At 70.0% G+C, this 22,453-nt stretch carries 22 protein-coding genes and 5 tRNA genes; 12 read left to right on the top strand and 15 right to left on the bottom strand.

What is annotated here, in order from left to right:
* Nucleotides 1–104 precede the first annotated feature (104 nt).
* Nucleotides 105–740: a 2-phospho-L-lactate guanylyltransferase gene (gene cofC / locus AB0N81_RS25525; protein WP_365362135.1), complete on the top strand. Its 636-nt coding sequence runs from the start codon at nucleotides 105–107 to the stop codon at nucleotides 738–740.
* A gap of 14 nt (nucleotides 741–754) precedes the next feature.
* Complete coding sequence (locus tag AB0N81_RS25530) at nucleotides 755–958, top strand: hypothetical protein (RefSeq protein ID WP_365362137.1); 204 nt, start codon at nucleotides 755–757, stop codon at nucleotides 956–958.
* A gap of 133 nt (nucleotides 959–1,091) precedes the next feature.
* Here the strand turns inward: AB0N81_RS25530 and AB0N81_RS25535 are convergent, their stop codons facing one another.
* The 4 genes from AB0N81_RS25535 to leuC all read right to left on the bottom strand — a co-directional run bounded on the left by AB0N81_RS25535 (nucleotide 1,092) and on the right by leuC (nucleotide 4,472).
* Nucleotides 1,092–1,802: an HU family DNA-binding protein gene (locus AB0N81_RS25535; protein WP_365362139.1), complete on the bottom strand. Its 711-nt coding sequence runs from the start codon at nucleotides 1,800–1,802 to the stop codon at nucleotides 1,092–1,094.
* A 161-nt stretch (nucleotides 1,803–1,963) separates the two neighbouring features.
* The gene (locus AB0N81_RS25540) at nucleotides 1,964–2,200 is read right to left on the bottom strand and encodes a hypothetical protein (protein ID WP_365362141.1); all 237 of its coding nucleotides are present in this window, start codon (nucleotides 2,198–2,200) and stop codon (nucleotides 1,964–1,966) included.
* Nucleotides 2,201–2,448: 248 nt separating this feature from the next.
* Entirely contained in the window at nucleotides 2,449–3,042 is a 594-nt protein-coding gene (gene leuD, locus AB0N81_RS25545) for a 3-isopropylmalate dehydratase small subunit (RefSeq protein ID WP_365362143.1), read from the bottom strand.
* 2 nt (nucleotides 3,043–3,044) lie between these two features.
* Nucleotides 3,045–4,472 carry a 3-isopropylmalate dehydratase large subunit gene (leuC, locus tag AB0N81_RS25550; RefSeq protein ID WP_365362145.1) on the bottom strand — a complete coding sequence of 476 codons (1,428 nt, stop codon included), beginning with the start codon at nucleotides 4,470–4,472 and terminating at the stop codon, nucleotides 3,045–3,047.
* A gap of 180 nt (nucleotides 4,473–4,652) precedes the next feature.
* On the opposite strand from leuC, the gene ndgR reads away from it, so the two are divergent.
* Entirely contained in the window at nucleotides 4,653–5,369 is a 717-nt protein-coding gene (gene ndgR, locus AB0N81_RS25555) for an IclR family transcriptional regulator NdgR (RefSeq protein ID WP_058942291.1), read from the top strand.
* Nucleotides 5,370–5,490: 121 nt separating this feature from the next.
* On the opposite strand, the gene AB0N81_RS25560 is transcribed toward ndgR, so the two are convergent.
* Complete coding sequence (locus AB0N81_RS25560) at nucleotides 5,491–5,976, bottom strand: DUF4188 domain-containing protein (protein WP_365362147.1); 486 nt, start codon at nucleotides 5,974–5,976, stop codon at nucleotides 5,491–5,493.
* Between the two features lie 105 nt (nucleotides 5,977–6,081).
* On the opposite strand from AB0N81_RS25560, the gene AB0N81_RS25565 reads away from it, so the two are divergent.
* Nucleotides 6,082–6,741 (top strand): MerR family transcriptional regulator, encoded by a 660-nt coding sequence (locus AB0N81_RS25565; protein ID WP_365362149.1) that lies wholly within the window; start codon nucleotides 6,082–6,084, stop codon nucleotides 6,739–6,741.
* A 42-nt stretch (nucleotides 6,742–6,783) separates the two neighbouring features.
* On the opposite strand, the gene AB0N81_RS25570 is transcribed toward AB0N81_RS25565, so the two are convergent.
* From AB0N81_RS25570 to AB0N81_RS25610, 9 genes are all read right to left on the bottom strand, one after another.
* Nucleotides 6,784–6,856 (bottom strand) — tRNA-Glu (locus tag AB0N81_RS25570).
* A gap of 28 nt (nucleotides 6,857–6,884) precedes the next feature.
* Nucleotides 6,885–6,956 (bottom strand) — tRNA-Gln (locus tag AB0N81_RS25575).
* Nucleotides 6,957–6,987: 31 nt separating this feature from the next.
* Nucleotides 6,988–7,060, bottom strand: a tRNA-Glu gene (locus AB0N81_RS25580).
* A 62-nt stretch (nucleotides 7,061–7,122) separates the two neighbouring features.
* Nucleotides 7,123–7,195: transfer RNA gene (locus tag AB0N81_RS25585), tRNA-Glu, on the bottom strand.
* Nucleotides 7,196–7,236: 41 nt separating this feature from the next.
* A tRNA-Gln gene (locus AB0N81_RS25590) sits at nucleotides 7,237–7,308 on the bottom strand.
* Nucleotides 7,309–7,395: 87 nt separating this feature from the next.
* Nucleotides 7,396–8,124: an HAD family hydrolase gene (locus AB0N81_RS25595; protein WP_365362151.1), complete on the bottom strand. Its 729-nt coding sequence runs from the start codon at nucleotides 8,122–8,124 to the stop codon at nucleotides 7,396–7,398.
* A 68-nt stretch (nucleotides 8,125–8,192) separates the two neighbouring features.
* On the bottom strand, nucleotides 8,193–9,671 hold the full coding sequence (gene gltX, locus AB0N81_RS25600; RefSeq protein ID WP_365362153.1) for a glutamate--tRNA ligase: 1,479 nt from the start codon (nucleotides 9,669–9,671) through the stop codon (nucleotides 8,193–8,195).
* A complete protein-coding gene (locus AB0N81_RS25605) occupies nucleotides 9,664–10,452 on the bottom strand; it encodes a fumarylacetoacetate hydrolase family protein (protein ID WP_365362155.1) in 789 nt (262 codons plus the stop codon). The genes gltX and AB0N81_RS25605 overlap by 8 nt, the downstream gene beginning before the upstream one ends.
* 79 nt (nucleotides 10,453–10,531) lie before the next feature.
* Complete coding sequence (locus AB0N81_RS25610) at nucleotides 10,532–10,732, bottom strand: hypothetical protein (protein WP_365362157.1); 201 nt, start codon at nucleotides 10,730–10,732, stop codon at nucleotides 10,532–10,534.
* A 575-nt stretch (nucleotides 10,733–11,307) separates the two neighbouring features.
* Between AB0N81_RS25610 and AB0N81_RS25615 the strand changes: the two genes are divergently transcribed.
* The 8 genes from AB0N81_RS25615 (at nucleotide 11,308) to AB0N81_RS25650 (ending at nucleotide 21,920) form a co-directional block, all read left to right on the top strand.
* The gene (locus tag AB0N81_RS25615) at nucleotides 11,308–15,243 is read left to right on the top strand and encodes a nitrate- and nitrite sensing domain-containing protein (RefSeq protein ID WP_365362159.1); all 3,936 of its coding nucleotides are present in this window, start codon (nucleotides 11,308–11,310) and stop codon (nucleotides 15,241–15,243) included.
* Nucleotides 15,244–15,252: 9 nt separating this feature from the next.
* Complete coding sequence (locus tag AB0N81_RS25620) at nucleotides 15,253–15,666, top strand: roadblock/LC7 domain-containing protein (protein ID WP_030787430.1); 414 nt, start codon at nucleotides 15,253–15,255, stop codon at nucleotides 15,664–15,666.
* A 141-nt stretch (nucleotides 15,667–15,807) separates the two neighbouring features.
* Entirely contained in the window at nucleotides 15,808–16,209 is a 402-nt protein-coding gene (locus AB0N81_RS25625; protein ID WP_365362161.1) for a DUF742 domain-containing protein, read from the top strand.
* Nucleotides 16,190–16,774, top strand: a complete 585-nt coding sequence (locus tag AB0N81_RS25630) for an ATP/GTP-binding protein (protein ID WP_365362163.1) — start codon at nucleotides 16,190–16,192, stop codon at nucleotides 16,772–16,774. Before AB0N81_RS25625 ends, AB0N81_RS25630 begins: the two co-directional genes overlap by 20 nt.
* Nucleotides 16,775–17,114: 340 nt before the next feature.
* Nucleotides 17,115–20,246 (top strand): nitrate- and nitrite sensing domain-containing protein, encoded by a 3,132-nt coding sequence (locus tag AB0N81_RS25635; RefSeq protein WP_365362165.1) that lies wholly within the window; start codon nucleotides 17,115–17,117, stop codon nucleotides 20,244–20,246.
* 10 nt (nucleotides 20,247–20,256) lie between these two features.
* Entirely contained in the window at nucleotides 20,257–20,670 is a 414-nt protein-coding gene (locus AB0N81_RS25640) for a roadblock/LC7 domain-containing protein (protein ID WP_062779227.1), read from the top strand.
* A 94-nt stretch (nucleotides 20,671–20,764) separates the two neighbouring features.
* Nucleotides 20,765–21,355, top strand: coding sequence for a DUF742 domain-containing protein (locus AB0N81_RS25645; protein WP_365362167.1), 591 nt, complete (start codon nucleotides 20,765–20,767; stop codon nucleotides 21,353–21,355).
* Nucleotides 21,336–21,920 carry an ATP/GTP-binding protein gene (locus AB0N81_RS25650; RefSeq protein WP_030361923.1) on the top strand — a complete coding sequence of 195 codons (585 nt, stop codon included), beginning with the start codon at nucleotides 21,336–21,338 and terminating at the stop codon, nucleotides 21,918–21,920. The genes AB0N81_RS25645 and AB0N81_RS25650 overlap by 20 nt, the downstream gene beginning before the upstream one ends.
* Before the next feature lie 104 nt (nucleotides 21,921–22,024).
* Here the strand turns inward: AB0N81_RS25650 and AB0N81_RS25655 are convergent, their stop codons facing one another.
* Nucleotides 22,025–22,414: a tautomerase family protein gene (locus AB0N81_RS25655; RefSeq protein WP_365362170.1), complete on the bottom strand. Its 390-nt coding sequence runs from the start codon at nucleotides 22,412–22,414 to the stop codon at nucleotides 22,025–22,027.
* Between the last annotated feature and the right edge of the window lie 39 nt (nucleotides 22,415–22,453).

Here is a 22,453-nt window from a genome sequence, read left to right on the forward strand (position 1 = left end):
AGGCTGCCGGTCTGTCGAGAACACCGTACGCCCACCCGTCTGCGGCCACCGCCCCTCGTCCGCCGGCAGGTGACAATGGGCGCGACGCGAAGGACGGAGCGCCCGTGCAGTGGACCCTGGTGATACCCCTGAAACCGCTGGCGCGCGCCAAGAGCAGGCTCGCCGCAGCCTCCGGGGACGGTCTGCGCCCCGGCCTCGCCCTGGCATTCGCGCAGGACACCGTGGCCGCCGTGCTGGCGTGCCCCGCCGTACGGGATGTGGCAGTCGTCACGGACGACGTCCTGGCGGGTCGTGAGCTGGCCGCGCTGGGCGCCCGGATCGTCGCCGACGAGCCCGGAGGGGGCCTGAACGCGGCTCTGGCGCACGGGGCGGCCCTGGTGCGCGCCGGGCGGCCCGACGCGTCCGTCGCGGCCCTGAACGCCGATCTGCCGGCGCTGCGCCCCATGGAATTGGCCCGCGCGCTCGACAGCGCCGCCGCATTTCCCCGTGCATTCATGCCGGATGCCGCAGGAATCGGGACAACACTGCTGTGCGCGACGGCGGGAACGGAATTGCGTCCCGCATTCGGTGCGATCTCACGGAGTCGGCACTCGGCGTCCGGGGCCGTGGAACTCGCGCTCGACGGCTTTGATTCCGTACGCCAGGACGTGGACACCGGAGAGGACCTGCGGGCCGCTCTCGCACTCGGTGTGGGACCGCGCACCGCGGCGGCCGCGGCGCGCCTGCTCATCTCCGACTGAGTACGCTGCTTTCCATGCAGGCGACCGCGTACACGTACGACTCCGAGACCCGCAGCGGCAGCGTGCTGCTCGACGACGGGACTCCCGTGCCTTTCGAGGCGCCCGCCTTCGACGCGGGCGGGCTGCGGCTGCTGCGGCCCGGGCAGCGCGTGCGCATCGAGGTCGACGGCGAGGGCGACGGGCGCCGCATCACTCTGGTGACCCTGCAGACGTTCTGAGAGACCTGGCAGACGTTCTGAGGGACCTGGGCGCGGACGTTCTGAGACCTGGGCTCCGTCACCGGCCGGACGCACGACGCGGGCCGGGCTCCCCCGTGGGAGCCCGGCCCGGCGCGTGAGTGCCCTCGTGCCCCTACTTCTTGCGGGCCGTGGTCTTCTTGGCGGCCGTCTTGCGCGTCGTGGCCTTCTTGGCGGGCGCGGTCTTCTTGGCCGTGGCCTTCTTGGCGGCGGGCGCGGTCTTCTTGGCGGTGGCCGTGCTCTTCTTGGCCGCCGGCGTGGCCTTCTTGGCGGTGGTCTTCTTCGCCGCCGCCGGCGTGGCCTTCTTGGCCGTCGCCTTCGTGGCCGTCTTCTTCGCCGTCGCCGTGGCCTTCTTCGCCGTGGCCGTGGCCTTCTTGGCGGTGGCCGTCGTCTTCTTCGCGGCGGTCTTCTTGGCGGTGGTCTTCTTCGCCGGGGTGGCCTTCTTGGCGGTGGCCTTCTTGGCCGCGGCCTTCTTGACCGTCGCCGAAGCGCCGCCGGTCAGGCTGCCCTTGGGCGCCTTCTTGACCGCGACGTCGTTCTTCGGGAGCTTCTTCGAGCCGCTCACCAGGTCCTTGAAGCCCTGACCGGCGCGGAAGCGCGGCACCGAGGTCTTCTTGACGCGCACGCGCTCCCCGGTCTGGGGGTTGCGGGCGTAACGGGCCGGGCGGTCGACCTTCTCGAACGAGCCGAAGCCGGTGACCGAAACACGGTCCCCGCTGACAACGGCACGGACGACGGCGTCCAGGACCGCGTCGACGGCGTCGGCGGCCTGCTGGCGGCCTCCGACCTTGTCGGCAATCGCTTCTACGAGCTGCGCCTTGTTCACGTCTTCCCCTTCGGAGACATTGCCGGGAGCGAAATACTCCGGCTTTTTCGCACGTTAGGCAGATATATACCGCAAATCAAACACGAAACGGGCTAATCACCCTTGTGCCGCAACGAAGTGGCTCATCTCGGAGTTCCTCGAAGGCCCGTTGAGGCTGCGGATCAGGTGTCTTGGGGGAATCGGCCCTCGTCAGCTTCGTCGAGGGACACCATCAATCGCTCCAGACGCCTTGCCGCATCGGCGAGATCGTGTTTGGCCGCGGCCGTAATGACCAGCAGCTTCCGGGTCAGCGCCATCCGTACGCCCTCCGGGACTTGCAGTGCGCGCACTCGGGAGTGCGCTTCCTTCAGTTGGTCCGCGACGAGCCCGTAGAGCTCGAGTTGGCTGTCACGTCCCATGCACCGATTGTGCCATCTGGGGCGAGTTGTCGCCTCCGCAGGGGGTAACTGCCGCCGTCCGCTGCCTTCCTGAGGGTACCCCGTCGCGCCGAGTACAAGGGGATTTCCAGCCTCTTCTTCCTTCGCGGACAAGGGAGTTGAGTCCACCCGTTCAGGTCATCGGGCACCTCCGGAGGGGCACACACAGATGTACCCCCAACCGTCCACGATTGGGGGTACATCAGGGCGTTGCGAGGTGTTGCGGGCTGTCAGACCCGCACGGTCCGCGGCTTGTACGAGGGGCGTCCGGTCTCGTACGAGGCGATGTCCGGCTCGTTCTGCAGCGTGATGCTGATGTCGTCCAGGCCGTTCAGGAGCCGCCAGCGGGCGTTCTCGTCGAGTTCGAAGTCGGCGGTGATGTCCCCGGCGCGAACCTGGCGGTCCTCCAGGTCGACGGTGATCTCGGCCTGCGGGTCGCTCTCCGTCAGCTCCCAGAGCGCGTCCACGACCTGCTGGTCGAGCACCACGGTGAGCAGGCCGTTCTTCAGCGAGTTGCCGCGGAAGATGTCGGCGAAGCGGGACGAGATGACGGCCTTGAAGCCGAAGTTCTGCAGCGCCCACACCGCGTGCTCACGGGAGGAGCCGGTGCCGAAGTCGGGTCCGGCGACCAGGACGGTGGAGCCCTGCCGCTCGGGACGATTGAGAACGAACTCGGGGTCCTTGCGCCAGGCCTCGAAGAGCCCGTCCTCGAAGCCGTCCCTGGTGACCTTCTTGAGCCAGTGGGCGGGGATGATCTGGTCGGTGTCCACGTTGCTGCGGCGCAGCGGGACGGCCCGGCCTGTGTGCTTGGTGAATGCTTCCATGGTTATCGGACTCCGGCGGTCACGGGGGCGTCGGACAGGTCGGCGGGCGAGGCGAGGTGGCCGGTGACCGCGGTGGCGGCGGCGACCTGCGGGGAGACCAGGTGGGTGCGCCCGCCCTTGCCCTGCCTGCCTTCGAAGTTGCGGTTCGACGTGGACGCCGAGCGCTCGCCGGGAGCCAGTTGGTCGGGGTTCATGCCCAGGCACATCGAGCAGCCGGCGTGCCGCCATTCGGCCCCCGCGGCGACGAAGACCTTGTCCAGGCCCTCCGCGACGGCCTGCAGGGAGACCCGGACCGAGCCCGGGACGACCAGCATCCGTACGCCGTCGGCGACTTTGCGGCCCTCGACGACGGAGGCGGCCGCGCGCAGGTCCTCGATGCGGCCGTTGGTGCAGGAACCTACGAAGACGGTGTCGACCTTGATGTCGCGCAGCGGCTGCCCGGCGGTCAACCCCATGTATTCCAGGGCCTTTTCGGCGGCGTAGCGCTCCGAAGCGTCTTCGTACGAAGCCGGGTCGGGGACGCTCGCCGAAAGCGGCGCTCCCTGGCCCGGGTTGGTGCCCCAGGTGACGAACGGCGCCAGCGAGGTGGCGTCGATGTAGACCTCGGCGTCGAAGACGGCGTCGTCGTCGGTCTTCAGGGTCTTCCAGTACGCGACCGCGGCGTCCCAGTCCTCGCCCTGCGGCGCGTGGGCGCGGCCCTGGATGTAGTCGAAGGTGGTCTCGTCCGGGGCGATCATCCCGGCGCGGGCGCCCGCCTCGATCGACATGTTGCAGATGGTCATGCGGGCCTCCATCGAGAGCTTCTCGATGGCGGAGCCGCGGTACTCCAGGACGTAGCCCTGGCCGCCGCCGGTGCCGATCTTCGTGATGATGGCGAGGATCAGGTCCTTGGCCGTGACGTCGTCGGGCAGTTCGCCGTCGACGGTGATGGCCATGGTCTTGGGGCGGGCCATCGGCAGCGTCTGGGTGGCGAGGACGTGCTCGACCTGGGAGGTGCCGATGCCGAACGCCAGCGCGCCGAAGGCGCCGTGCGTGGAGGTGTGCGAGTCGCCGCAGACCACGGTGGTGCCGGGCTGGGTCAGTCCCAGCTGCGGTCCCACCACGTGGACGACGCCCTGCTCGACGTCGCCCAGCGGGTGCAGGCGCACCCCGAACTCGGCGCAGTTCTTGCGCAGCGTCTCCAGCTGCGCCCGCGAGACCGGGTCGGCGATGGGCTTGTCGATGTCGAGGGTCGGGGTGTTGTGATCCTCGGTGGCGATGGTGAGGTCGAGCCGCCGCACCTGGCGGCCGGCCTGGCGGAGGCCGTCGAAGGCCTGGGGGCTGGTCACCTCGTGCAGCAGGTGCAGATCGATGTAGAGGAGGTCGGGCTCGCCCTCGGCGCGCCGGACGACGTGGTCGTCCCAGACCTTCTCCGCGAGTGTCCTACCCATCGCTTTCCCTCCGACCGGCCGCTTCGCCGGCCCAACTAGAGAATCCGTTCGCCGACGCGCGTACCCCTCGTGCCGCGCGTCGGCCGCCGATCCGTTGGTCCGCGGATCGCTCGTACAGAGTGGCGCGTTCCACGAAAAATTGAACTTGCGTTTCACAGAGTGAGACGGGAGTATCGACGCATGGACAACTCTAGCGGCGTCGGCGTTCTGGACAAGGCGGCCCTTGTCTTGAGCGCTCTGGAGTCCGGTCCGGCCACCCTCGCGGGCTTGGTCGCGGCCACCGGGCTCGCACGACCCACGGCCCACCGACTGGCCGTGGCACTGGAACACCACCGGATGGTGGCGCGGGACATGCAGGGCCGTTTCATTCTCGGCCCCCGCCTCGCGGAACTCGCGGCGGCGGCGGGCGAGGACCGCCTGCTCGCCACGGCGGGCCCGGTCCTCACGCACCTGCGCGACGTCACGGGCGAGAGCGCGCAGCTCTACCGCCGCCAGGGCGACATGCGCATCTGCGTGGCCGCGGCCGAGCGTCTGTCCGGCCTGCGGGACACCGTCCCGGTCGGCTCGACGCTCACCATGAAGGCGGGCTCGTCGGCGCAGATCCTGATGGCCTGGGAGGAGCCGGAGCGCCTGCACCGCGGCCTCCAGGGCGCCCGCTTCACGGCCACGGCCCTCTCGGGCGTACGCCGCCGGGGCTGGGCCCAGTCGATCGGCGAGCGCGAGCCGGGCGTCGCGTCCGTCTCCGCGCCGGTGCGCGGCCCCTCGAACCGCGTGGTGGCGGCCGTCTCGGTCTCCGGACCGATCGAGCGTCTGACCCGTCACCCCGGCCGCATGCACGCGCAGGCGGTCATCGACGCGGCCGGACGCCTCTCCGAGGCCCTGCGCCGCTCGGGCTGACACACGGCCCGGCGCTCTGGCGCGCCGAGCAGCGCCCGTCGCACGCATCACAGCGCCGGAAGGAGCCGCCCCAACGCCGCGGCGGCCCCTTCCGGCGCTTCTCTTTGAACCCGGGCCGCCGTCAGACGGTCGTCAGGCGGTCGGCGGCCCGGTCTCCGCGACGGCCGACGGGGATCACGCCCAGGGCCTCCCCCAGACCGAACGCCGGCATGTTGATGTAGACCGCCTCATGGGCACCGGCCGGCACGACGAACGTCTCGTGCCAGAAGCCGACCTTCCCCTTGCCCTCCCGGATGCGGCGGTTCAAGGCCGCCCACGCGGGCCGGTGCTCCTTGTCCCGGTCCGCCGCGTACGCCAGCAGCTTCTCCAGCGACTCCCAGTACTGGACGACGTACATCAGACGCGGTCCGCCGAGCAGCAGCCGGTACCCCAGCAGTCCGCTATCCCGGTCCCGCGACAGCTCCTTGAGCATGCGCGGCATCGCCACGGCGACGGGCCACCAGCTGCGCACGGCGCGGAAGTTGTTGATGCGCATCCCTATGTGGAAGACGACGACGCCCCCCTGCGCGTCCGCGGTCATGCGCCCCTCGATCGGCTTGCTGCTCATGGCGTTTCCCCCTTGGCATAGCTGTGGCCGAGCATTGGATAGTTTCGCTATCCATGTTTGGATAGTGCCACTCCCCAAAGGGAGACGCAAGAGGAGGCACGACCGATGAAGCTGGCGGAGCTGAGCAGGCTCAGCGGGATCCCCACGGCCACGATCAAGTACTACCTGCGCGAGGGGCTGCTCCCGCCGGGCCGTCGCGTGACGGCGACGCAGGCGGAGTACGACGACGGGCATCTGCGGCGGCTCCGGCTCGTGCGGGCGCTGATCCAGGTGGGCCGGGTCCCTGTCGCGGCGGCGCGTGAGGTCCTGACCGCCCTGGAGGACGAGTCCCTGGACCACAACTCCCGTCTGGGCACGGCCGTCTGGGCCCTGCCGCACACCGCGGAGTCCGCCGGGCAGGACGTGACGCAGCAGGAGGAGGCAGGGCGCACGGTGGACGCGTTGCTGGCGCGTCTCGGCTGGGAGACCGCCGCGGAGTACGGGGCCGAATCCCCGGCCTATCGGATGCTGGTGACCGCGGTCGCCGCCCTGACGCGGCTCGGCTACCCGTGCTCGGTGGACGACTTGGCGCCTTACGCGCGCGCGGGAGGCCAACTGGCCGCGACGGACCTGGATTTGATCGAGCGGTTCGACTCGTCCGACGAGCAACTGGAGGCGGCGGTCGCTCTGACGGTGCTGTACGAGCCGGTGCTGTTGAGCCTGCGCCGCATCGCGCAGGCGGAGGAGTCCCGTCGCCGCTTCGGGCAGGGGTGCCCGGGGGAATGACGAAGGGGCCCTCCCTCGCGGGAAGGCCCCTTGCCGTTTCTGTACCCCCGACCGGATTCGAACCGGCGCTACCGCCTTGAGAGGGCGGCGTGCTAGGCCGCTACACAACGGGGGCGAGGATCGTGCGTCTCCACCTGATCCAGCTGGGCTACCAGGACTCGAACCTAAACTAACGGAACCAGAAACCGTCGTGCTGCCAATTACACCATAGCCCAATGTGGTCTAGACCATGTCTAGTACCTACAGTACCCCCGACCGGATTCGAACCGGCGCTACCGCCTTGAGAGGGCGGCGTGCTAGGCCGCTACACAACGGGGGCCCTAGCGATCCTGCATCAGTGACAGTGGGTGCGACCCGATCTGTCCCCGCGGGAAGGATCTGTACCCCCGACCGGATTCGAACCGGCGCTACCGCCTTGAGAGGGCGGCGTGCTAGGCCGCTACACAACGGGGGCATTGTGGATGAGATCCACAGGTTGCAGATGAGCTCTGCGAGCTGGCCTACCAGGACTCGAACCTAGACTAACGGAACCAGAAACCGTCGTGCTGCCAATTACACCATAGGCCATCAAAGCGCCACCCCCGGAAGGGGTTTTGTTTGACTTGCGCTTCCCGGCCGGACCTTTCGGCCCTCTCGGGCGGCGCAGGAAGAACATTACCCGAAGGTGGACGGCGCTCCAAAACGGGTATCCGCACGCAGCAGCGCGGGGAGCTCGGAGAGCTCCTTGATGCGGTGCACTCCGGTTGGGCCGTCCCCCGCCGTGCCGCTGCGGTCCAGCCAGATCCCGACGAGTCCGGCGTCCCTCGCGCCCCTGGCGTCGATCTCCGGCTGGTCGCCGACGTAGGCGATCTCGGCGGGCGCCAGGCCCAGCTGGTCGCAGACCGCGAGGAATGCCTCGGCGGCGGGCTTGGAGACGCCCAGGTCGGCGGCGCACAGCACGGCCTCGAAGCGGTCGCGGACGCCGAGCAAGCGCAGCTTGCGCTCCTGGACGAACAGGGCGGAGTTGGACAGCACCGCGTGGCGGTAGTCGCCGGCGAGGGCGTCCAGGGTGGGGACGGTGTCGGGGAAGAGGGACCAGGCCGATTCGTAGTGACCGACGTAACGGTCGAACCAGGCGTCGGCGTCGGCGTCGCTCAGTCCGGGGGCGTCGAGAAAGTCCCGCACGCGGTCGCGGCGCTGCTCCTCGAAGGTCACTCCCCCGGCGCCGAAGCGGGCCCAGTGCCGCTCGGTGAGCTCCCGCCACCGCCCGAGCGCACGCTCGGCGGACTCGTACCGCTCCAGGAGCCCCTCGGCGGTGAGATGAGCGTGCATACCGGCGTTGTCGGCGCGCGCGTAGTCGAAGATGGTGTCGTCGATGTCCCAGACCACGGCTTTGATCGGCATGGTTCGACCGTATGCGAAGGACCCGGGAGCCGTGGTGGCTTCCGGGTCCTTCGGGTGCGTACGCGCTGCTACGCGGTGAGCTTCGTCAGGGCCGCGTCGATGCGGGTCAGGGTCTTCTCCTTGCCCAGGATCTCCAGGGACTCGAAGAGGGGCAGGCCGACCGTGCGGCCGGTGACGGCGACGCGGACCGGGGCCTGGGCCTTGCCGAGCTTCAGGCCGTGCTCCTCGCCGGCGGCCAGGACGGCCTCCTTGAGGGACTCGGGGGAGGTCCAGTCGGCCGCCTCCAGCTTCGCGCGGGCGGTGCGCAGGAGGGCGTCGGAGCCCTCCTTCATGGCCTTCGTCCAGCTCGGCTCGTCGAAGACCGGCTCCGGGAGGAACAGGAAGTCGACGTTGTCGGTGATCTCGGAGAGGACCTTGAGGCGGGTCTGCGCGTGGGGGGCGATCGCCGCCCAGGCCGCCTCGTCGAAGTCCTCGGGCGCCCAGTTGGCGTGCGGGGCCCGCAGCCAGGGCTCGCAGGCCTCGGCGAAGGTCTTCACGTCCAGCATGCGGATGTGGTCGGCGTTGATCGCCTCGGCCTTCTTGAGGTCGAAGCGGGCGGGGTTCGGGTTCACGTCCGCCACGTCGAACTTCGCCACCATGTCGGACATCGAGAAGACGTCCTGGTCCGCGGAGAACGACCAGCCGAGGAGCGACAGGTAGTTCAGCAGGCCCTCGGGGAGGAAGCCGCGCTCGCGGTAGACGTTCAGCGACGACTGCGGGTCGCGCTTGGAGAGCTTCTTGTTGCCCTCGCCCATGACGTACGGCAGGTGGCCGAACTCGGGGATCGTCTTCGCGATGCCGAGCTCGATCAGTGCCTTGTAGAGGGCGATCTGGCGCGGGGTGGAGGAGAGCAGGTCCTCGCCGCGCAGGACGTGGGTGATCTCCATCAGGGCGTCGTCGACCGGGTTGACCAGCGTGTACAGCGGGGCGCCGTTGGCGCGCACGATGCCGTAGTCGGTGACGTTCTCCGCCTGGACGGTGATCTCGCCGCGGACCAGGTCGGTGTAGGTCGTGGCCTCGTCCGGCATGCGGAAGCGGACGATGTGGCTGCGGCCCTCCGCCTCGTACGCCTGCTTCTGCTCGGCGGTGAGGTCGCGGCAGTGCCCGTCGTAACCGGACGGCTTGCCGGCGGCGCGGGCGGCCTCGCGGCGCGCGTCGAGCTCCTCGGTGGTGCAGTAGCAGGGGTAGGCGTAGCCGCCGTCCTGGAGCTTGGCCGCGACGTCCTTGTAGATGTCCATGCGCTGCGACTGGCGGTACGGCGCGTGCGGGCCGCCGACCTCGGGGCCCTCGTCCCAGTCGAAGCCCAGCCAGCGCATCGAGTCGAGCAGCTGCTCGTACGACTCCTCGGAGTCGCGAGCCGCGTCGGTGTCCTCGATGCGGAAGACCAGAGTGCCCTGGTTGTGCTGGGCGTAGGCCCAGTTGAAGAGGGCGGTGCGGACCAGGCCCACGTGGGGGTTGCCGGTCGGCGAGGGACAGAAACGTACGCGTACGGGGGTCGCGTTAGCCACGCTTGATCACCTTGTTGGTGAGAGTGCCGATGCCTTCGATGGTGACGGCGACCTCGTCGCCGACGTTGAGGGGCCCGACGCCTGCCGGGGTACCCGTGAGGATGACGTCGCCGGGGAGCAGCGTCATGGCCTCGGAGATGTGCACGATCAGGTCCTCGACGGAGCGGACCATCTCGGCCGTGCGGCCCAGCTGGCGCTGTTCGCCGTTGACCGTGCACTGGATCGTGAGGTCGGACGGGTCGAGGTCGGTCTCCACCCAGGGGCCGAGCGGGCAGGAGGTGTCGAAGCCCTTGGCCCTGGCCCACTGCTTCTCGCGCTTCTGTACGTCACGCGCGGTGACGTCGTTCGCGCAGGTGTAGCCGAGGATGACGTCGCGGGCGCGCTCGCGCGGGACCTCGCGGCACATGCGGCCGATGACCACGGCGAGCTCGGCCTCGTGGTGCACCTCCTGTGAGAAGGAGGGGTACACGATGGCGTCGCCGGGGCCCGCCACCGAGGTGGACGGCTTGAAGAAGGCGACCGGGACGTCGGGGACCTCGTTGCCGAGTTCCGCCGCGTGGTCCGCGTAGTTGCGGCCGATGCCCACGACCTTGTTGGGGAGCACCGGGGGCAGCAGCCTGACCTTGCTCAGCGGGACCTTCGTGCCGGAGAGCTCGAAGTCCGCGAACGGGATGCCCTTGATGATGTCGAGGACAAGACCGTCGGTCGTTCCGGGGGGACTTTCGCCCTCGACCGCGCCGAAGGCGACGTTGCCGTCGATGGAGAACCTGGCGATGCGCACGTGTGCCTCGGCCCCTTGCTGGAATGGGTGGAGTCTGACGCTCCAGGCTAACGCGGCAAGGGGGTCCGACCTCCCGTTATCAACCCGCCACAGGGGTGGGCTGCTCCGGGGCGTCCATCAGGATCGTGCGCTTGGGGTTGGCGGTCTGCGTCGGCAGTTCGACGGCGTGCTCCGGCTGCTCGGCCGCGAGTGCGACCTCGTCCGCGTCCTTGAGGTGCGCGAGAGTGGTGCGGCGCGGGTTGGCTATGTTGCGGAACATCGTCGACTTCACAGTCTTCATCTGCTGTTCGGACCTTGTCGGTTGGGGCGTCACGCGATGGACGCGGGTTGTCGGATTCGCCATCCCTGTAAAGCGTCAGGCTAAACATCCAATTCCCGGCCAAAGTCCGGTGGACGCCTTGATCTTCGTGTGAGTTTGCTCACGAGGTAGCAGGCAAATAGGGCAATCCAGGCTCGACGTCAGTCCGTTGGAAACGGACATTGCACCACTGAAGGCACCATTCCGCTCCTGATCATGAACACTGGGACACCCCCCGCCGACAGGAGCTTTGAGGGGATGGGTCCGTTTTTTGCTAGATCATTTTCTACGTCTCGTGACATCCCACTCACAACGCGTCACGTAGGTCGTGCCGCGACACACGGGCCTTGTTGGAGATCCGGCACTGTGCTGGAATTCCCGGGACCGCCGCGGGATCGAACCGGCGCGCAGGGGCGCAACGCAGCGCCGAGTGGCGGCGGGGAGGGGGAGCAAGCGCCGGTCACTCACGACCACATATGGGGCGCTTGCCGCCCCACGACGCCGACACCGTCCCGCCGTTATCCGGCAGGACGCCTGGTCCAGAGGTTGCGACGCTAGTGCAGGGACGTTTCAAGAGGGATGGCAAGGGGTCTCCCCAGGCCGACCGCGGCCGAGGGGATGCTCCGGCGGAGCCGGAGCGCGGCTCCTCGCCCCAGCACGCCCAGAACCCCGGACCGGGCACGCCCGGCGACAGCGGCCCCGGAGCCGCGCGTCAGGGAGCCGTCGGCAGCGGCTCGACGACCGCCCCGGCCAAGGGCAAGGGCAAGAGCTCGTCCGGAACCAAGACGCCCACCGGCCCCGGCTCGCGAATAGCCCTGCGCAACTGGCGCATCTCCACCCGTCTGGTCTCGCTGCTCGCGCTCCCCGTGATCACCGCGACCTCGCTCGGCGCGCTCCGCATCAACTCGTCCATGGACGAGATCCAGCAGCTCGACAACATGAAGCTGCTGACCGAGATGACCAAGCAGGCCACCGAGCTGGCCGCGGCGCTCCAGGAGGAGCGCGACAAGTCGGCGGGCCCCCTCGCGCACGGCGCGAAGGCCTCGGACTACACGGTCAAGGGCGCCCGCGAGAAGACCGACCGGGTCTACCGCAACTTCCTCCAGGGCACCCAGGACCTCAACGACACCGACGGCGAGAAGGGCCTCCTCGGCGTCCGGCACAGCGCGGTCCAGATCACGCAGCAGCTCCAGGGCATCAACGACGTCCGCAAGAACGCCTTCCAGGCCAAGGGCTCCACCTCGCAGACCGTCGAGGCCTACAGCCAGCTCGTCGAGCAGCTCCTCAAGCTGTCGCAGGACATGGCGCAGGCGACGAGCAACCCCGACATGATCCAGCGCACGCGTTCGCTGGCCGCCTTCTCCTCGGCCAAGGAGTACGCGTCCGTACAGCGCGCGATCATCGCCGCGGCCCTGCCGGCGAACGACAGCGAGTACGGCAAGATCAGCGAGACCGACCGCACCTTCGGCCTCAGCGCCAACGAGAAGGAGCGCTCGGAGCTCCAGACGTTCAGCAAGATCTACGCGGGCAACGCCGGTGAGCTGACCAAGCCCATCGACGGCGGCAACCCGGCGGTCAAGGCCGCCAACGAGTACGCCAAGCGCGTGCTGGAGCAGCAGGGGGGCATCAAGCTCCAGGACAAGCGGTCCTACAAGGACTGGGTCGACTTGGACACCACCAAGATCGACGCGATGGCCAAGATCGAGCTGACGCTGCTCGGCGAGATGGAGCAGAAGGCGCGCGAGCTGCGCAACGAGTCGGAGCAGTCGGCCATCCTCAACGGTGCGCTGATCCTGCTCGTGCTCGGCGTCTCGCTCGTCGGCGCGTTCGTCGTGGCCCGGTCCATGATCCGCTCGCTGCGCCGGCTCCAGGACACCGCGACCAAGGTCGCCCAGGACCGCCTGCCCGAGCTGGTCAAGCAGCTGTCGGAGTCGGACCCGCAGGACGTCGACACCTCCGTCGAGTCCGTCGGTGTGCACTCCCGGGACGAGATCGGCCAGGTGGCCGCGGCCTTCGACGACGTGCACCGCGAGGCCGTCCGCCTCGCCGCCGAGCAGGCCCTCCTCCGGGGCAACGTCAACGCGATGTTCACCAACCTCTCGCGCCGTTCGCAGGGCCTCATCCAGCGCCAGCTCTCGCTCATCTCCGAGCTGGAGTCGCGCGAGGCCGACCCGGACCAGCTGTCCTCGCTCTTCAAGCTCGACCACCTCGCGACCCGCATGCGCCGTAACGGCGAGAACCTCCTCGTCCTCGCCGGTGAGGAGCCGGGCCGCCGCTGGACCCGGCCCGTCCCGCTCGTCGACGTGCTGCGTGCCGCCGCGTCCGAGGTGGAGCAGTACGAGCGCATCGAGCTCTCCTCGGTGCCCGCGACCGAGGTCGCCGGACGCGTCGTCAACGACCTCGTGCACCTCCTCGCCGAGCTGCTCGAGAACGCGACGTCGTTCTCCTCGCCGCAGACCAAGGTCAAGGTCACCGGTCACGCGCTGCCCGACGGCCGCGTCCTCATCGAGATCCACGACACCGGCATCGGCCTCTCCCCCGAGGACCTCGCCGCGATCAACGAGCGGCTCGCATCGCCGCCCACCGTGGACGTCTCCGTCTCCCGCCGCATGGGTCTGTTCGTGGTCGGCCGTCTGTCGCAGCGCCACGGCATCCGCATCCAGCTCCGCCCGTCCGACTCCGGTGGTACGACCGCGCTGGTCATGCTGCCCGTCGACGTCGCCCAGGGCGGCAAGAAGATGCCGGGCAAGCCCGGTGCGCCCACTCCCACCGGCGGTCCCGCCGCGGCTCAGGCCGCAGCGGGTGCCGCGGCCGCGCGACGCGGTGTCGGTACGGGTGGCAACGGTCCCGGTCTGCCCGGTGGTCCCGGCCGCGGCGGTCCCGCGCTCGGCGGTGGCCCCGGTGCCGGTGCCCAGGGCGGCCCCGGTCTGCTCGGTGCCGGTGCGCCGCGCCAGCAGGTCGCGGGCTCGGGTCCGCGGGCCGCGCTGCCCTCCAGGGACACGGGTCAGGGTCAGGGCCAGAACCAGGGCCCGGCTCAGGGTCCGGGCCAGAACCAGGGCCGGCAGCGTCCGCAGGGCGGTCAGCCGCAGATGCCGCAGGGCGGTCAGCCGCAGCGCGGTCGCGGCGGCAACGCGCCGCAGCCTCCGGTGCCCCAGCAGCGTACGAACGCCATGCCCCCCGCCGCGGACACGGGTGCGGAGACCGGTGCGGGCGTCGACCCGGCCGGCCAGGGCCGCAGGCCGCAGCTGCCGCCGCGCGGCGGACCGCGCGCCGAGCTGCCCGGGGGCAACCCGCAGCCGCGCGTGCCCAGCTGGAGCGACGAGAACGCGCGGCCGCAGGTGGCGCGCGAGCCCTTCGACACCCCGCGGGGCCACGAGGAGCACGAGTCCACCGGTCAGTTCCCCCAGCCGTCGGCCGGGACGGACGACCGGCAGGGCCCCGGCTCCACCGCGGAGTTCGCCCGTCCGGACTTCGACGCCCCGCCGCCCGGCACCCCGGCGCCGCAGGACCCCGGCTCCACCGGCCAGTTCGTCCGCTCGGACGTCTTCGGCGGTCAGGGCGGCCGGCAGAACCAGGGCCAGAACCAGAACCAGGGCCAGGGCCAGGGCCAGAACCAGGGTCTGCCGCAGAACCAGCAGCAGAACCAGGGCAACGCCCCGGCGCAGCACGGCAACCGGGAGATGCCCGACTACACCGTGCCGCGCCCGCCTGCCCCCCGTCGCAGCCAGGGCGACCCCCACCAGGGTCTCCCCCAGCAGCCCGGCCAGGGCAGCCAGGGTCAGGGCCCGGGTCAGGCGCCGCACCAGGACCGGCAGGCCCAGCAGCACCAGCAGCAGCCCCTGCAGCCCTCGCAGCCCGCCCAGCCCCTGCAGCCCGCCGAGCCCGAGCCGCTGCCCCCCGCGGGCCCCGGCGACGGCCGTACGCCGCTGTTCGACACGCTGGAGACCAACTGGTTCCAGCAGCAGAACCAGCAGGCGGCGCAGCAGCAGGCCGCGCGGGAGCAGCAGAACCAGCAGGCCGCACAGCACGAGCAGCAGCAGGGCAGGCAGGCCCCCGAGGCCGCGCCGCGCCAGGCCGCCGAGCCCGCGCGTCACCAGGCCCCGGAACCGCCGCAGCGCCCGCTCCCCTCGCGCCCCCAGCGCCAGGACCCGAACGCGGCGCCCGCGGGCGGAGGCGGCACCAACGGCGCGGGCATGCCCGGCGGTTGGCGCTCCTCCCCCAACGACGAGCTGGGCCGGCAGGCCGAGCGCGTACGGCAGCCCTCCGCGGGTGGCGTCACGACATCCGGACTGCCGCGCCGCGTCCCGCGGGCCAACCTGGTCGCGGGCACGGCACAGCAGCAGCAGGACAGCACAGGTCCGCAGGTCTCGCGCGCCCCTGAAGAGGTGCGCGGCCGGCTGACGAATCTCCGTCGGGGCATCCAGCAGGGGCGCCAGGCCGGTACCGGCCAGACCGGCAGTTTCCCTCGCCCCACTCACCAGCAGGAGCGTTAGTTGAGCCCGATGAGCCAGGCGGCACAGAATCTGAACTGGTTGATCACCAACTTCGTGGACAACACCCCAGGGGTGTCCCACACAGTGGTGGTCTCCGCCGACGGACTCCTTCTGGCGATGTCCGAAGGCTTCCCCCGCGACCGCGCCGACCAGCTCGCCGCGGTCGCCTCCGGGCTGACCTCGCTGACCGCAGGGGCCTCCCGGATCTTCGAGGGCGGCACCGTCACGCAGACGGTGGTGGAGATGGAGCGGGGGTTCCTCTTCATCATGTCCGTCTCCGACGGCTCGTCGCTCGCCGTGCTCGCGCACCCCGAGTGCGACATCGGCCTCGTCGGGTACGAGATGGCCCTCCTCGTCGACCGCGCGGGCGCCGTCCTCACCCCGGATCTCCGCGCCGAGCTGCAGGGCAGCCTGCTCCACTGACCCGGAGCACGCTCCGAAGCCTTACCCCTTCGGCCGCCCCACCGACCGAACGTACTGACCAACCGTCCGGCCGCCACACTGCCCCCACCGGCTCTGTCAGACGGCACACGCAGATGACCTGCTGTCCCGCCCGGAGGATCCATGACCCCGCCCACCGCCTCTCACAACCCGTACGGCGACGCCTCGTACGGAATGGAGGGCGACCAGCCGCTGGTGCGGCCCTACGCGATGACCGGCGGCCGGACCCGGCCCCGCTACCAGCTCGCCATCGAGGCGCTGGTGAGCACCACGGCCGACCCGTCCCAGCTGATGGGGCTGCTCCCCGAGCACCAGCGGATCTGCCACCTGTGCCGTGAGGTCAAGTCGGTGGCCGAGGTCTCCGCGCTCCTGTCGATGCCGCTCGGTGTGGCCCGGATCCTCGTGGCGGACCTGGCCGAGGCCGGGCTCGTCGCCATCCACCAGCCCGGCGGCGACGAGTCCGCCGGCGGCCAGCCAGACGTGACACTGCTCGAAAGGGTGCTCAGTGGACTTCGCCAGCTCTAGTGACTCGGGCTCGGTCCGATCCACCACCTCCGCGAAGATCGTGGTGGCGGGCGGCTTCGGCGTGGGCAAGACCACGTTCGTCGGGGCCGTCTCGGAGATCAATCCGCTGCGCACCGAGGCCGTCATGACGTCCGCGTCCGCGGGCATCGACGACCTGACCCACACCGGGGACAAGACGACGACCACCGTCGCCATGGACTTCGGCCGCATCACGCTCGACCAGGACCTGATCCTGTACCTCTTCGGTACGCCGGGTCAGGACCGTTTCTGGTTCATGTGGGACGACCTCGTGCGCGGGGCCATCGGCGCGGTCGTGCTCGTGGACACCCGCCGGCTCGCCGACTGCTTCCCGGCGGTCGACTACTTCGAGAACAGCGGGCTGCCGTTCGTCATCGCCCTCAACGGCTTCGACGGCCACCAGCCGTATACGCCCGACGAGGTGCGCGAGGCGCTGCAGATCGGCCCGGGTACACCGATCATCACGACGGACGCGCGACACCGTGCGGACGCAAAGAGTGGCCTGATCACATTGGTTGAACACGCACTTATGGCACGTCTCAAGTAGGCAGATTCCATACGGCAGTTGCCGTAGTACACCCGGAGCGCCCTGTGTCCTTTGACACGGCCGTGCGCCGTGTTCATAACGTTTCGACAGAGAATTGCAAGGTGACCGCCACGCGTCGCGGTCACCTGGTGTCGCTGTGCTCACAAGAGCCCCGCCTTTTGGCGGGGCTCGCTCTTTATGACCGATTTATCTGAGGCTTACACCACTCGGATCCAGCCCTTCCCACTGTTTGGAAGAGCAGCCCCTGACGTGCTGGAATGCGCTGAACTGCCCAGTAGCACGGGCCTTGGAGACGACAGCGGCACGATGTGTGTGCCGCCGCCGAGAGGTTGTTGGTCGAGTGAGGCGAAGCAAGCCGAGTCCCGCGGCATCCCCCACCGGGGACGCACGGGGCAACTTCACCCCGCCGCCGCGCACAGCGGCGTCCCCCGTCGACGTGGCCGCCGCGCCCGGCAACGAGACGCCGGCGCCCTCCGGTGGACGGATGTCCCCCCGCAACTGGCGTGTGCCGACCCGGCTGAACGCGATCCTGCTCATACCCGTGCTCGTCGGCCTCGTCATGGGCGGCTTCCAGGTCAAGGGCTCCATCGACACCTGGAGCGAGGCCCAGGACGCCGAGAGCACCGCCCGCCTGGTGCGGGCCTCGCTGGACTACGGCAACCGCCTCATCGAGGAGCGCGACGTCTCCGCCGCGCCGCTGCTGCGCGGCAAGCGGAACGACCCGGCCGTCGTGAAGGCCCGCAAGGCCACCGACCGGGCCGCCGCCGAGTTCGATTCCGCCGCGGAGAAGATGCCGGACAAGGAAGGCCTCAACCGCCGCCTCGACGCCTTCCACAAGGTCGAGTCGAAGCTCGGTCCGCTGCGCCAGGCCGCGTACACCACCAAGCTTCCCGGTGTGAAGACCGAAGAGGGCTACGTCGCCATCCAGCACCCGCTGATGGAGTTCGCCAACGAGCTCGGTCTGGGCACCGGCAACATCACCAGCTACGGCCGCACCGTCTACGCGATCTCCCTCTCCAAGGCCGCGCTCTCCCTGCAGCGGTCCATCGGCACGCACCTCCTGGTCGAGCCGGGCCCCGGCACCGGCTCGCTGACACTGCAGCGCACCTCCTTCTCCTCGTACGCCTACCTCGAGCGCATCGCCATCGAGGAGTACACCGGCGGCGGCACCCCCCAGGACGTCGCCAAGCTGGAGGACGCCAAGAAGAAGCTGGCGGCCGACGCCGAGAAGCAGGGCGGCCGGACGCCCACCCAGGACCAGATGGTCGCGGCCCTCGCCACCCTGGAGAGCACGCAGCCGAGCGCGCGCGTCGCGCTGGCCGGCAAGGGCATCACGCCCAAGGCCTGGTGGGCGACCACCACCGCCAAGTTCGACGCCTACCGCACCATCGAGTCGGACCTCGCCGACAAGGCTGTGGACGAGGCGTCCGACATCGCCGCCACCGCGCAGCGCAACGCCTACATCACCGGCGCCATCGTCGTGATCGCGCTGCTCGCCGCCTTCATCCTGGCCGGGATGATGGCCCGCCAGATGTCCCGCGCGATGCGTCAGCTGCGTACGGCCGCCTTCGGCATCGCCGAGCAGCGCCTTCCGATGCTGGTCGACCAGCTGTCGCGCACCGACCCGGGCCGCGTCGACACCCGCGTGCAGCCCATCCCGATCAACTCCACGGACGAGATCGGCGAGGTCGCCCGCGCCTTCGACCAGGTGCACCGCGAGGCCGTGCGGCTCGCCGCCGAGCAGGCACTGCTCCGCGGCAACATCAACGCGATCTTCACCAACCTGTCGCGCCGCAACCAGTCGCTGATCGAGGGCCAGCTGACCCTCATCACCGACCTGGAGAACAACGAGGCCGACCCGGACCAGCTGGAGTCCCTCTTCCGCCTGGACCACCTGGCGACCCGCATGCGCCGCAACGGCGAGAACCTCCTGGTTCTCTCCGGCGAGGAGCCGGGCCGCCGCTGGGACCAGCCGGTGCCGCTGGTCGACGTGCTGCGTGCCGCCTCCTCCGAGGTGGAGCAGTACGAGCGCATCGAGCTGTCGGGCGTGCCGGAGGCCGAGATCCACGGCCTGGCCGTGACCGACCTCGTGCACCTGCTCGCCGAGCTCCTGGAGAACGCCACCACGTTCTCCTCGCCGCAGACGAAGGTCCGCGTCACCGCGACCCGGCTCCCCGACGGCCGCATCATGGTCGAGATCCACGACAAGGGCATCGGCCTCACCGCCGAGGACTTCGCGGACATCAACCACAAGCTGGCCAACCCGCCGACGGTGGACGCCGCGATCTCGCAGCGCATGGGCCTGTTCGTGGTCGGCCGCCTCTCCGACCGGCACGGCATCCGCGTGCAGCTGCGCCCCTCGGGCGAGCAGGCGGGCACGACGTCGCTGGTCATGCTGCCGGACGCGATCACCCACGGTGGCGGTGGCGACCAGCCCGCGCAGGACGAGTTCACCGTCTCCTCGATCATCCCGGAGCAGCAGGTCCTGGAGTCCGAGCCGCTGCGCACGGCCGCGGAGCTCGGCTTCGACGACAGCCGCTACCACGGTGACGGCACCGAGGCGCAGCCCGAGCTGGACCCGGTCGGCCGTTCGCTGATGCGCGAGGAGCGCCGCGCGGCCCTGGAGGCGCAGGCCCAGCAGCCCGGCGGCCACCGCCCGCTCTTCCGCGACGAGGTCGAACCGCAGCAGCAGCAGCAGCCGGGTGTGTACGAGCAGCAGGCTCCCGTCTACGAGGAGCAGCAGGTCGCGTACGACCAGGGCGGCGGGTACGAGAACGAGCAGTACGCCACCGGGCAGTACGCCGAGGCCCAGTACACGGACGCGCAGTACACCGACGCGCAGTACGCCGAGAACGGCTACGGCGCCGAGCAGTACGCGCCCGAGCAGTACGCCACCGAGCAGCAGCCCTACCAGGACGGTTACCAGGACCCGCAGCTCCCCTATCCGGAGCGGTCCCGTCAGGACGACTGGCCCGGCGCCGAGGGCTACCAGGCGGAGTACGGCCAGGAAGCGGAATCCGCGCAGGCGGCCCCCGCGGCCGACGACGAGCGCGTAGGCTTCGACCGGCCGGGACCGACTCCGTCCGTCGTCCACGAGATGACCGACGCGGGCCTCCCCCGCAGGGGCTCCTCCGGTGCGAACGGGAACGGAAGTTCCCCCGCCGCGAGCGAGGGCAAGGACGACTGGCGTTCGTCCAACGACGAGCGCTGGCAGCGAGCCGAGCGCCTCAAGGAGCCGAAGGCGGGCGGGGTCACCCCGTCCGGGCTCCCGCGGCGGGTGCCCAAGGCCAATCTGGTCGAGGGCACCGCGGAACAGACCCCACAGGGCGGCCCCTCGGTCTCCCGCGACCCCGAGGACGTACGGGGCAGGCTGAGCAACCTGCGCCGCGGCGTCCAGCGGGGACGCAACTCGAGCAGTGACACGAATGGCCAGGGCTTCAGCCCTGATAGCACCTACAACCAGGAGCGTTAGTGTGAGCCCGATGAGCCAGGCGGCACAGAACCTGAACTGGTTGATCACCAATTTCGTGGACAACACCCCAGGGGTGTCCCACACAGTGGTGGTCTCCGCCGACGGACTCCTTCTGGCGATGTCCGAAGGCTTCCCCCGCGACCGCGCCGACCAGCTGGCGGCCGTCGCGTCGGGGCTGACCTCCCTCACCGCCGGGGCCTCCCGGATCTTCGAGGGCGGTGCGGTGACCCAGACCGTTGTGGAGATGGAGCGAGGATTTCTCTTCATCATGTCCATTTCCGACGGTTCCTCACTCGCCGTTCTCGCCCACCCGGATGCGGACATCGGCCTCGTCGGGTACGAAATGGCACTTCTTGTCGACCGCGCGGGCACCGTCCTCACGCCCGACCTGCGCGCGGAGCTCCAGGGGAGCCTTCTCAACTAACAGACGGACGGTGCGTTTTCGCGTCTCGTGCCCGTAAGGTTTCGGGACGCGGCTCCACAGTGATGGGCCCGGCACAGTTGGAGGAGGAAGAAACGTGGCAACACCCCCAGACGGTTCGTCATCGGCGAACTGGTCCCCTGGTCATGGCCAGGGTGGTCAGCACGACGGCGGTCCGAACAGGTACAACTTCCCCTCCGCGCCGAGCCACCGCCGCCAGCCGTACGCGCAGCCCCAGCAGCCGGGACCGCGCCCGTACGACCAGGGCACCCCGGCGCACGCGCCCCGCATCCAGCCCGTGCAACCCCAGCGGCGCGCCCCCGAACCGGCGCCCGCGGGTTCGGCGCACAACCCCCTGGTGCGCCCGTACGCCATGACGGGCGGCCGCACCAGGCCGCGCTACCAGCTCGCCATCGAGGCGCTGGTGCACACCACCGCACAACCGCACCAGTTGCAGGGCCAGTTGCCCGAGCATCAGCGCATCTGCAACCTGTGCCGGGAGATCAAGTCGGTCGCCGAGATCTCGGCGCTGCTCTCCATCCCCCTCGGCGTCGCCCGGATCCTCGTAGCCGACCTGGCGGAGGCCGGACTTGTCGCCATCCATCAGCCCGGCGGCGACGAGTCCGCCGGCGGCCAGCCAGACGTGACACTGCTCGAAAGGGTGCTCAGTGGACTTCGCAAGCTCTAGCGGCGGAGCAACAGCCCGCTCCACCACCAGCGCGAAAATCGTGGTGGCGGGCGGCTTCGGCGTGGGCAAGACCACGTTCGTCGGGGCGGTCTCTGAGATCAACCCGCTGCGCACCGAGGCCGTCATGACGTCCGCGTCCGCGGGCATCGACGACCTGACCCACACCGGAGACAAGACCACCACGACGGTGGCCATGGACTTCGGTCGCATCACCCTGGACCAGGACCTGATCCTGTACCTCTTCGGTACGCCCGGTCAGGACCGTTTCTGGTTCATGTGGGACGACTTGGTCCGTGGCGCGATCGGCGCGGTCGTCCTGGTCGACACGAGGCGGCTCGCCGACTGCTTCCCCGCCGTCGACTACTTCGAGAACTCCGGACTGCCCTTCGTCATCGCCCTCAACGGCTTCGACGGCCATCAGCCGTACACGCCCGACGAGGTGCGCGAGGCGCTGCAGATCGGCCCGGACACCCCGATCATCACGACGGACGCGCGACACCGCGCGGATGCCAAGAGCGCGCTGATCACGCTGGTCGAGCATGCGCTGATGGCGCGCCTGCGGTAGCGGTCGCCCTCCCCTTCTTTATCCGTACGCCCCACTTTTTATCCGTACGCGCCACTTTTCCGTACGCGGACGAGGGCCCGCACGCTTCGGCGTGCGGGCCTCTGTCAGTTTCGGCGGTAGTGCTCGAACTGGGTCACGCCCTGGTAACCGTAGCTCTCGGGGTGGAGTTCGTGCAGGGCGACGCCGCCCCGGGCGAGCGGGCCGAGGAGTTCCGTCAGGAACGCGGCGGCCCCGGTGATGAACGCGGCCTTCTCCGCGGCGCTGTTGGTACCGGCGGTGATGCTGACCTCCAGGTGTGCGTCACGGACGCCTTCGGGAAGGGGTTTTCCGGCCACGTAGTAGCGGTCGGCGGGGACCGGGTCGAGGTGGACGATGGTCCGCTCGGCGGACTTGCCGAGCGCGGAGACCGCCAGGGCGGTCAGGCCCTCGGCGAGGGCGCCCCGCACGGTGGGGGGCAGGTCCGGGTCGGTGACGGTGGCCCTGATGTGGGGCATGGCTCTCCTCGCGTCGTACGGCCGTGCCGTCCGGCCGGG

The sequence above is a fragment of the Streptomyces sp. NPDC093510 genome (assembly GCF_040683555.1).
Taxonomy (GTDB): domain Bacteria; phylum Actinomycetota; class Actinomycetes; order Streptomycetales; family Streptomycetaceae; genus Streptomyces.

Bases quoted from the DNA above. Each gene is read 5' to 3' on its own strand.
- AB0N81_RS25530 (WP_365362137.1), top strand. From the start codon at position 755: ATGCAGGCGACCGCGTACACGTACGACTCCGAGACCCGCAGCGGCAGC.
- AB0N81_RS25540 (WP_365362141.1), bottom strand. From the start codon at position 2,200: ATGGGACGTGACAGCCAACTCGAGCTCTACGGGCTCGTCGCGGACCAA.
- leuD (WP_365362143.1), bottom strand. From the start codon at position 3,042: ATGGAAGCATTCACCAAGCACACAGGCCGGGCCGTCCCGCTGCGCCGC.
- leuC (WP_365362145.1), bottom strand. From the start codon at position 4,472: ATGGGTAGGACACTCGCGGAGAAGGTCTGGGACGACCACGTCGTCCGG.
- ndgR (WP_058942291.1), top strand. From the start codon at position 4,653: ATGGACAACTCTAGCGGCGTCGGCGTTCTGGACAAGGCGGCCCTTGTC.
- AB0N81_RS25560 (WP_365362147.1), bottom strand. From the start codon at position 5,976: ATGAGCAGCAAGCCGATCGAGGGGCGCATGACCGCGGACGCGCAGGGG.
- AB0N81_RS25565 (WP_365362149.1), top strand. From the start codon at position 6,082: ATGAAGCTGGCGGAGCTGAGCAGGCTCAGCGGGATCCCCACGGCCACG.
- AB0N81_RS25595 (WP_365362151.1), bottom strand. From the start codon at position 8,124: ATGCCGATCAAAGCCGTGGTCTGGGACATCGACGACACCATCTTCGAC.
- AB0N81_RS25610 (WP_365362157.1), bottom strand. From the start codon at position 10,732: ATGAAGACTGTGAAGTCGACGATGTTCCGCAACATAGCCAACCCGCGC.
- AB0N81_RS25620 (WP_030787430.1), top strand. From the start codon at position 15,253: ATGAGCCAGGCGGCACAGAATCTGAACTGGTTGATCACCAACTTCGTG.
- AB0N81_RS25625 (WP_365362161.1), top strand. From the start codon at position 15,808: ATGACCCCGCCCACCGCCTCTCACAACCCGTACGGCGACGCCTCGTAC.
- AB0N81_RS25640 (WP_062779227.1), top strand. From the start codon at position 20,257: ATGAGCCAGGCGGCACAGAACCTGAACTGGTTGATCACCAATTTCGTG.
- AB0N81_RS25655 (WP_365362170.1), bottom strand. From the start codon at position 22,414: ATGCCCCACATCAGGGCCACCGTCACCGACCCGGACCTGCCCCCCACC.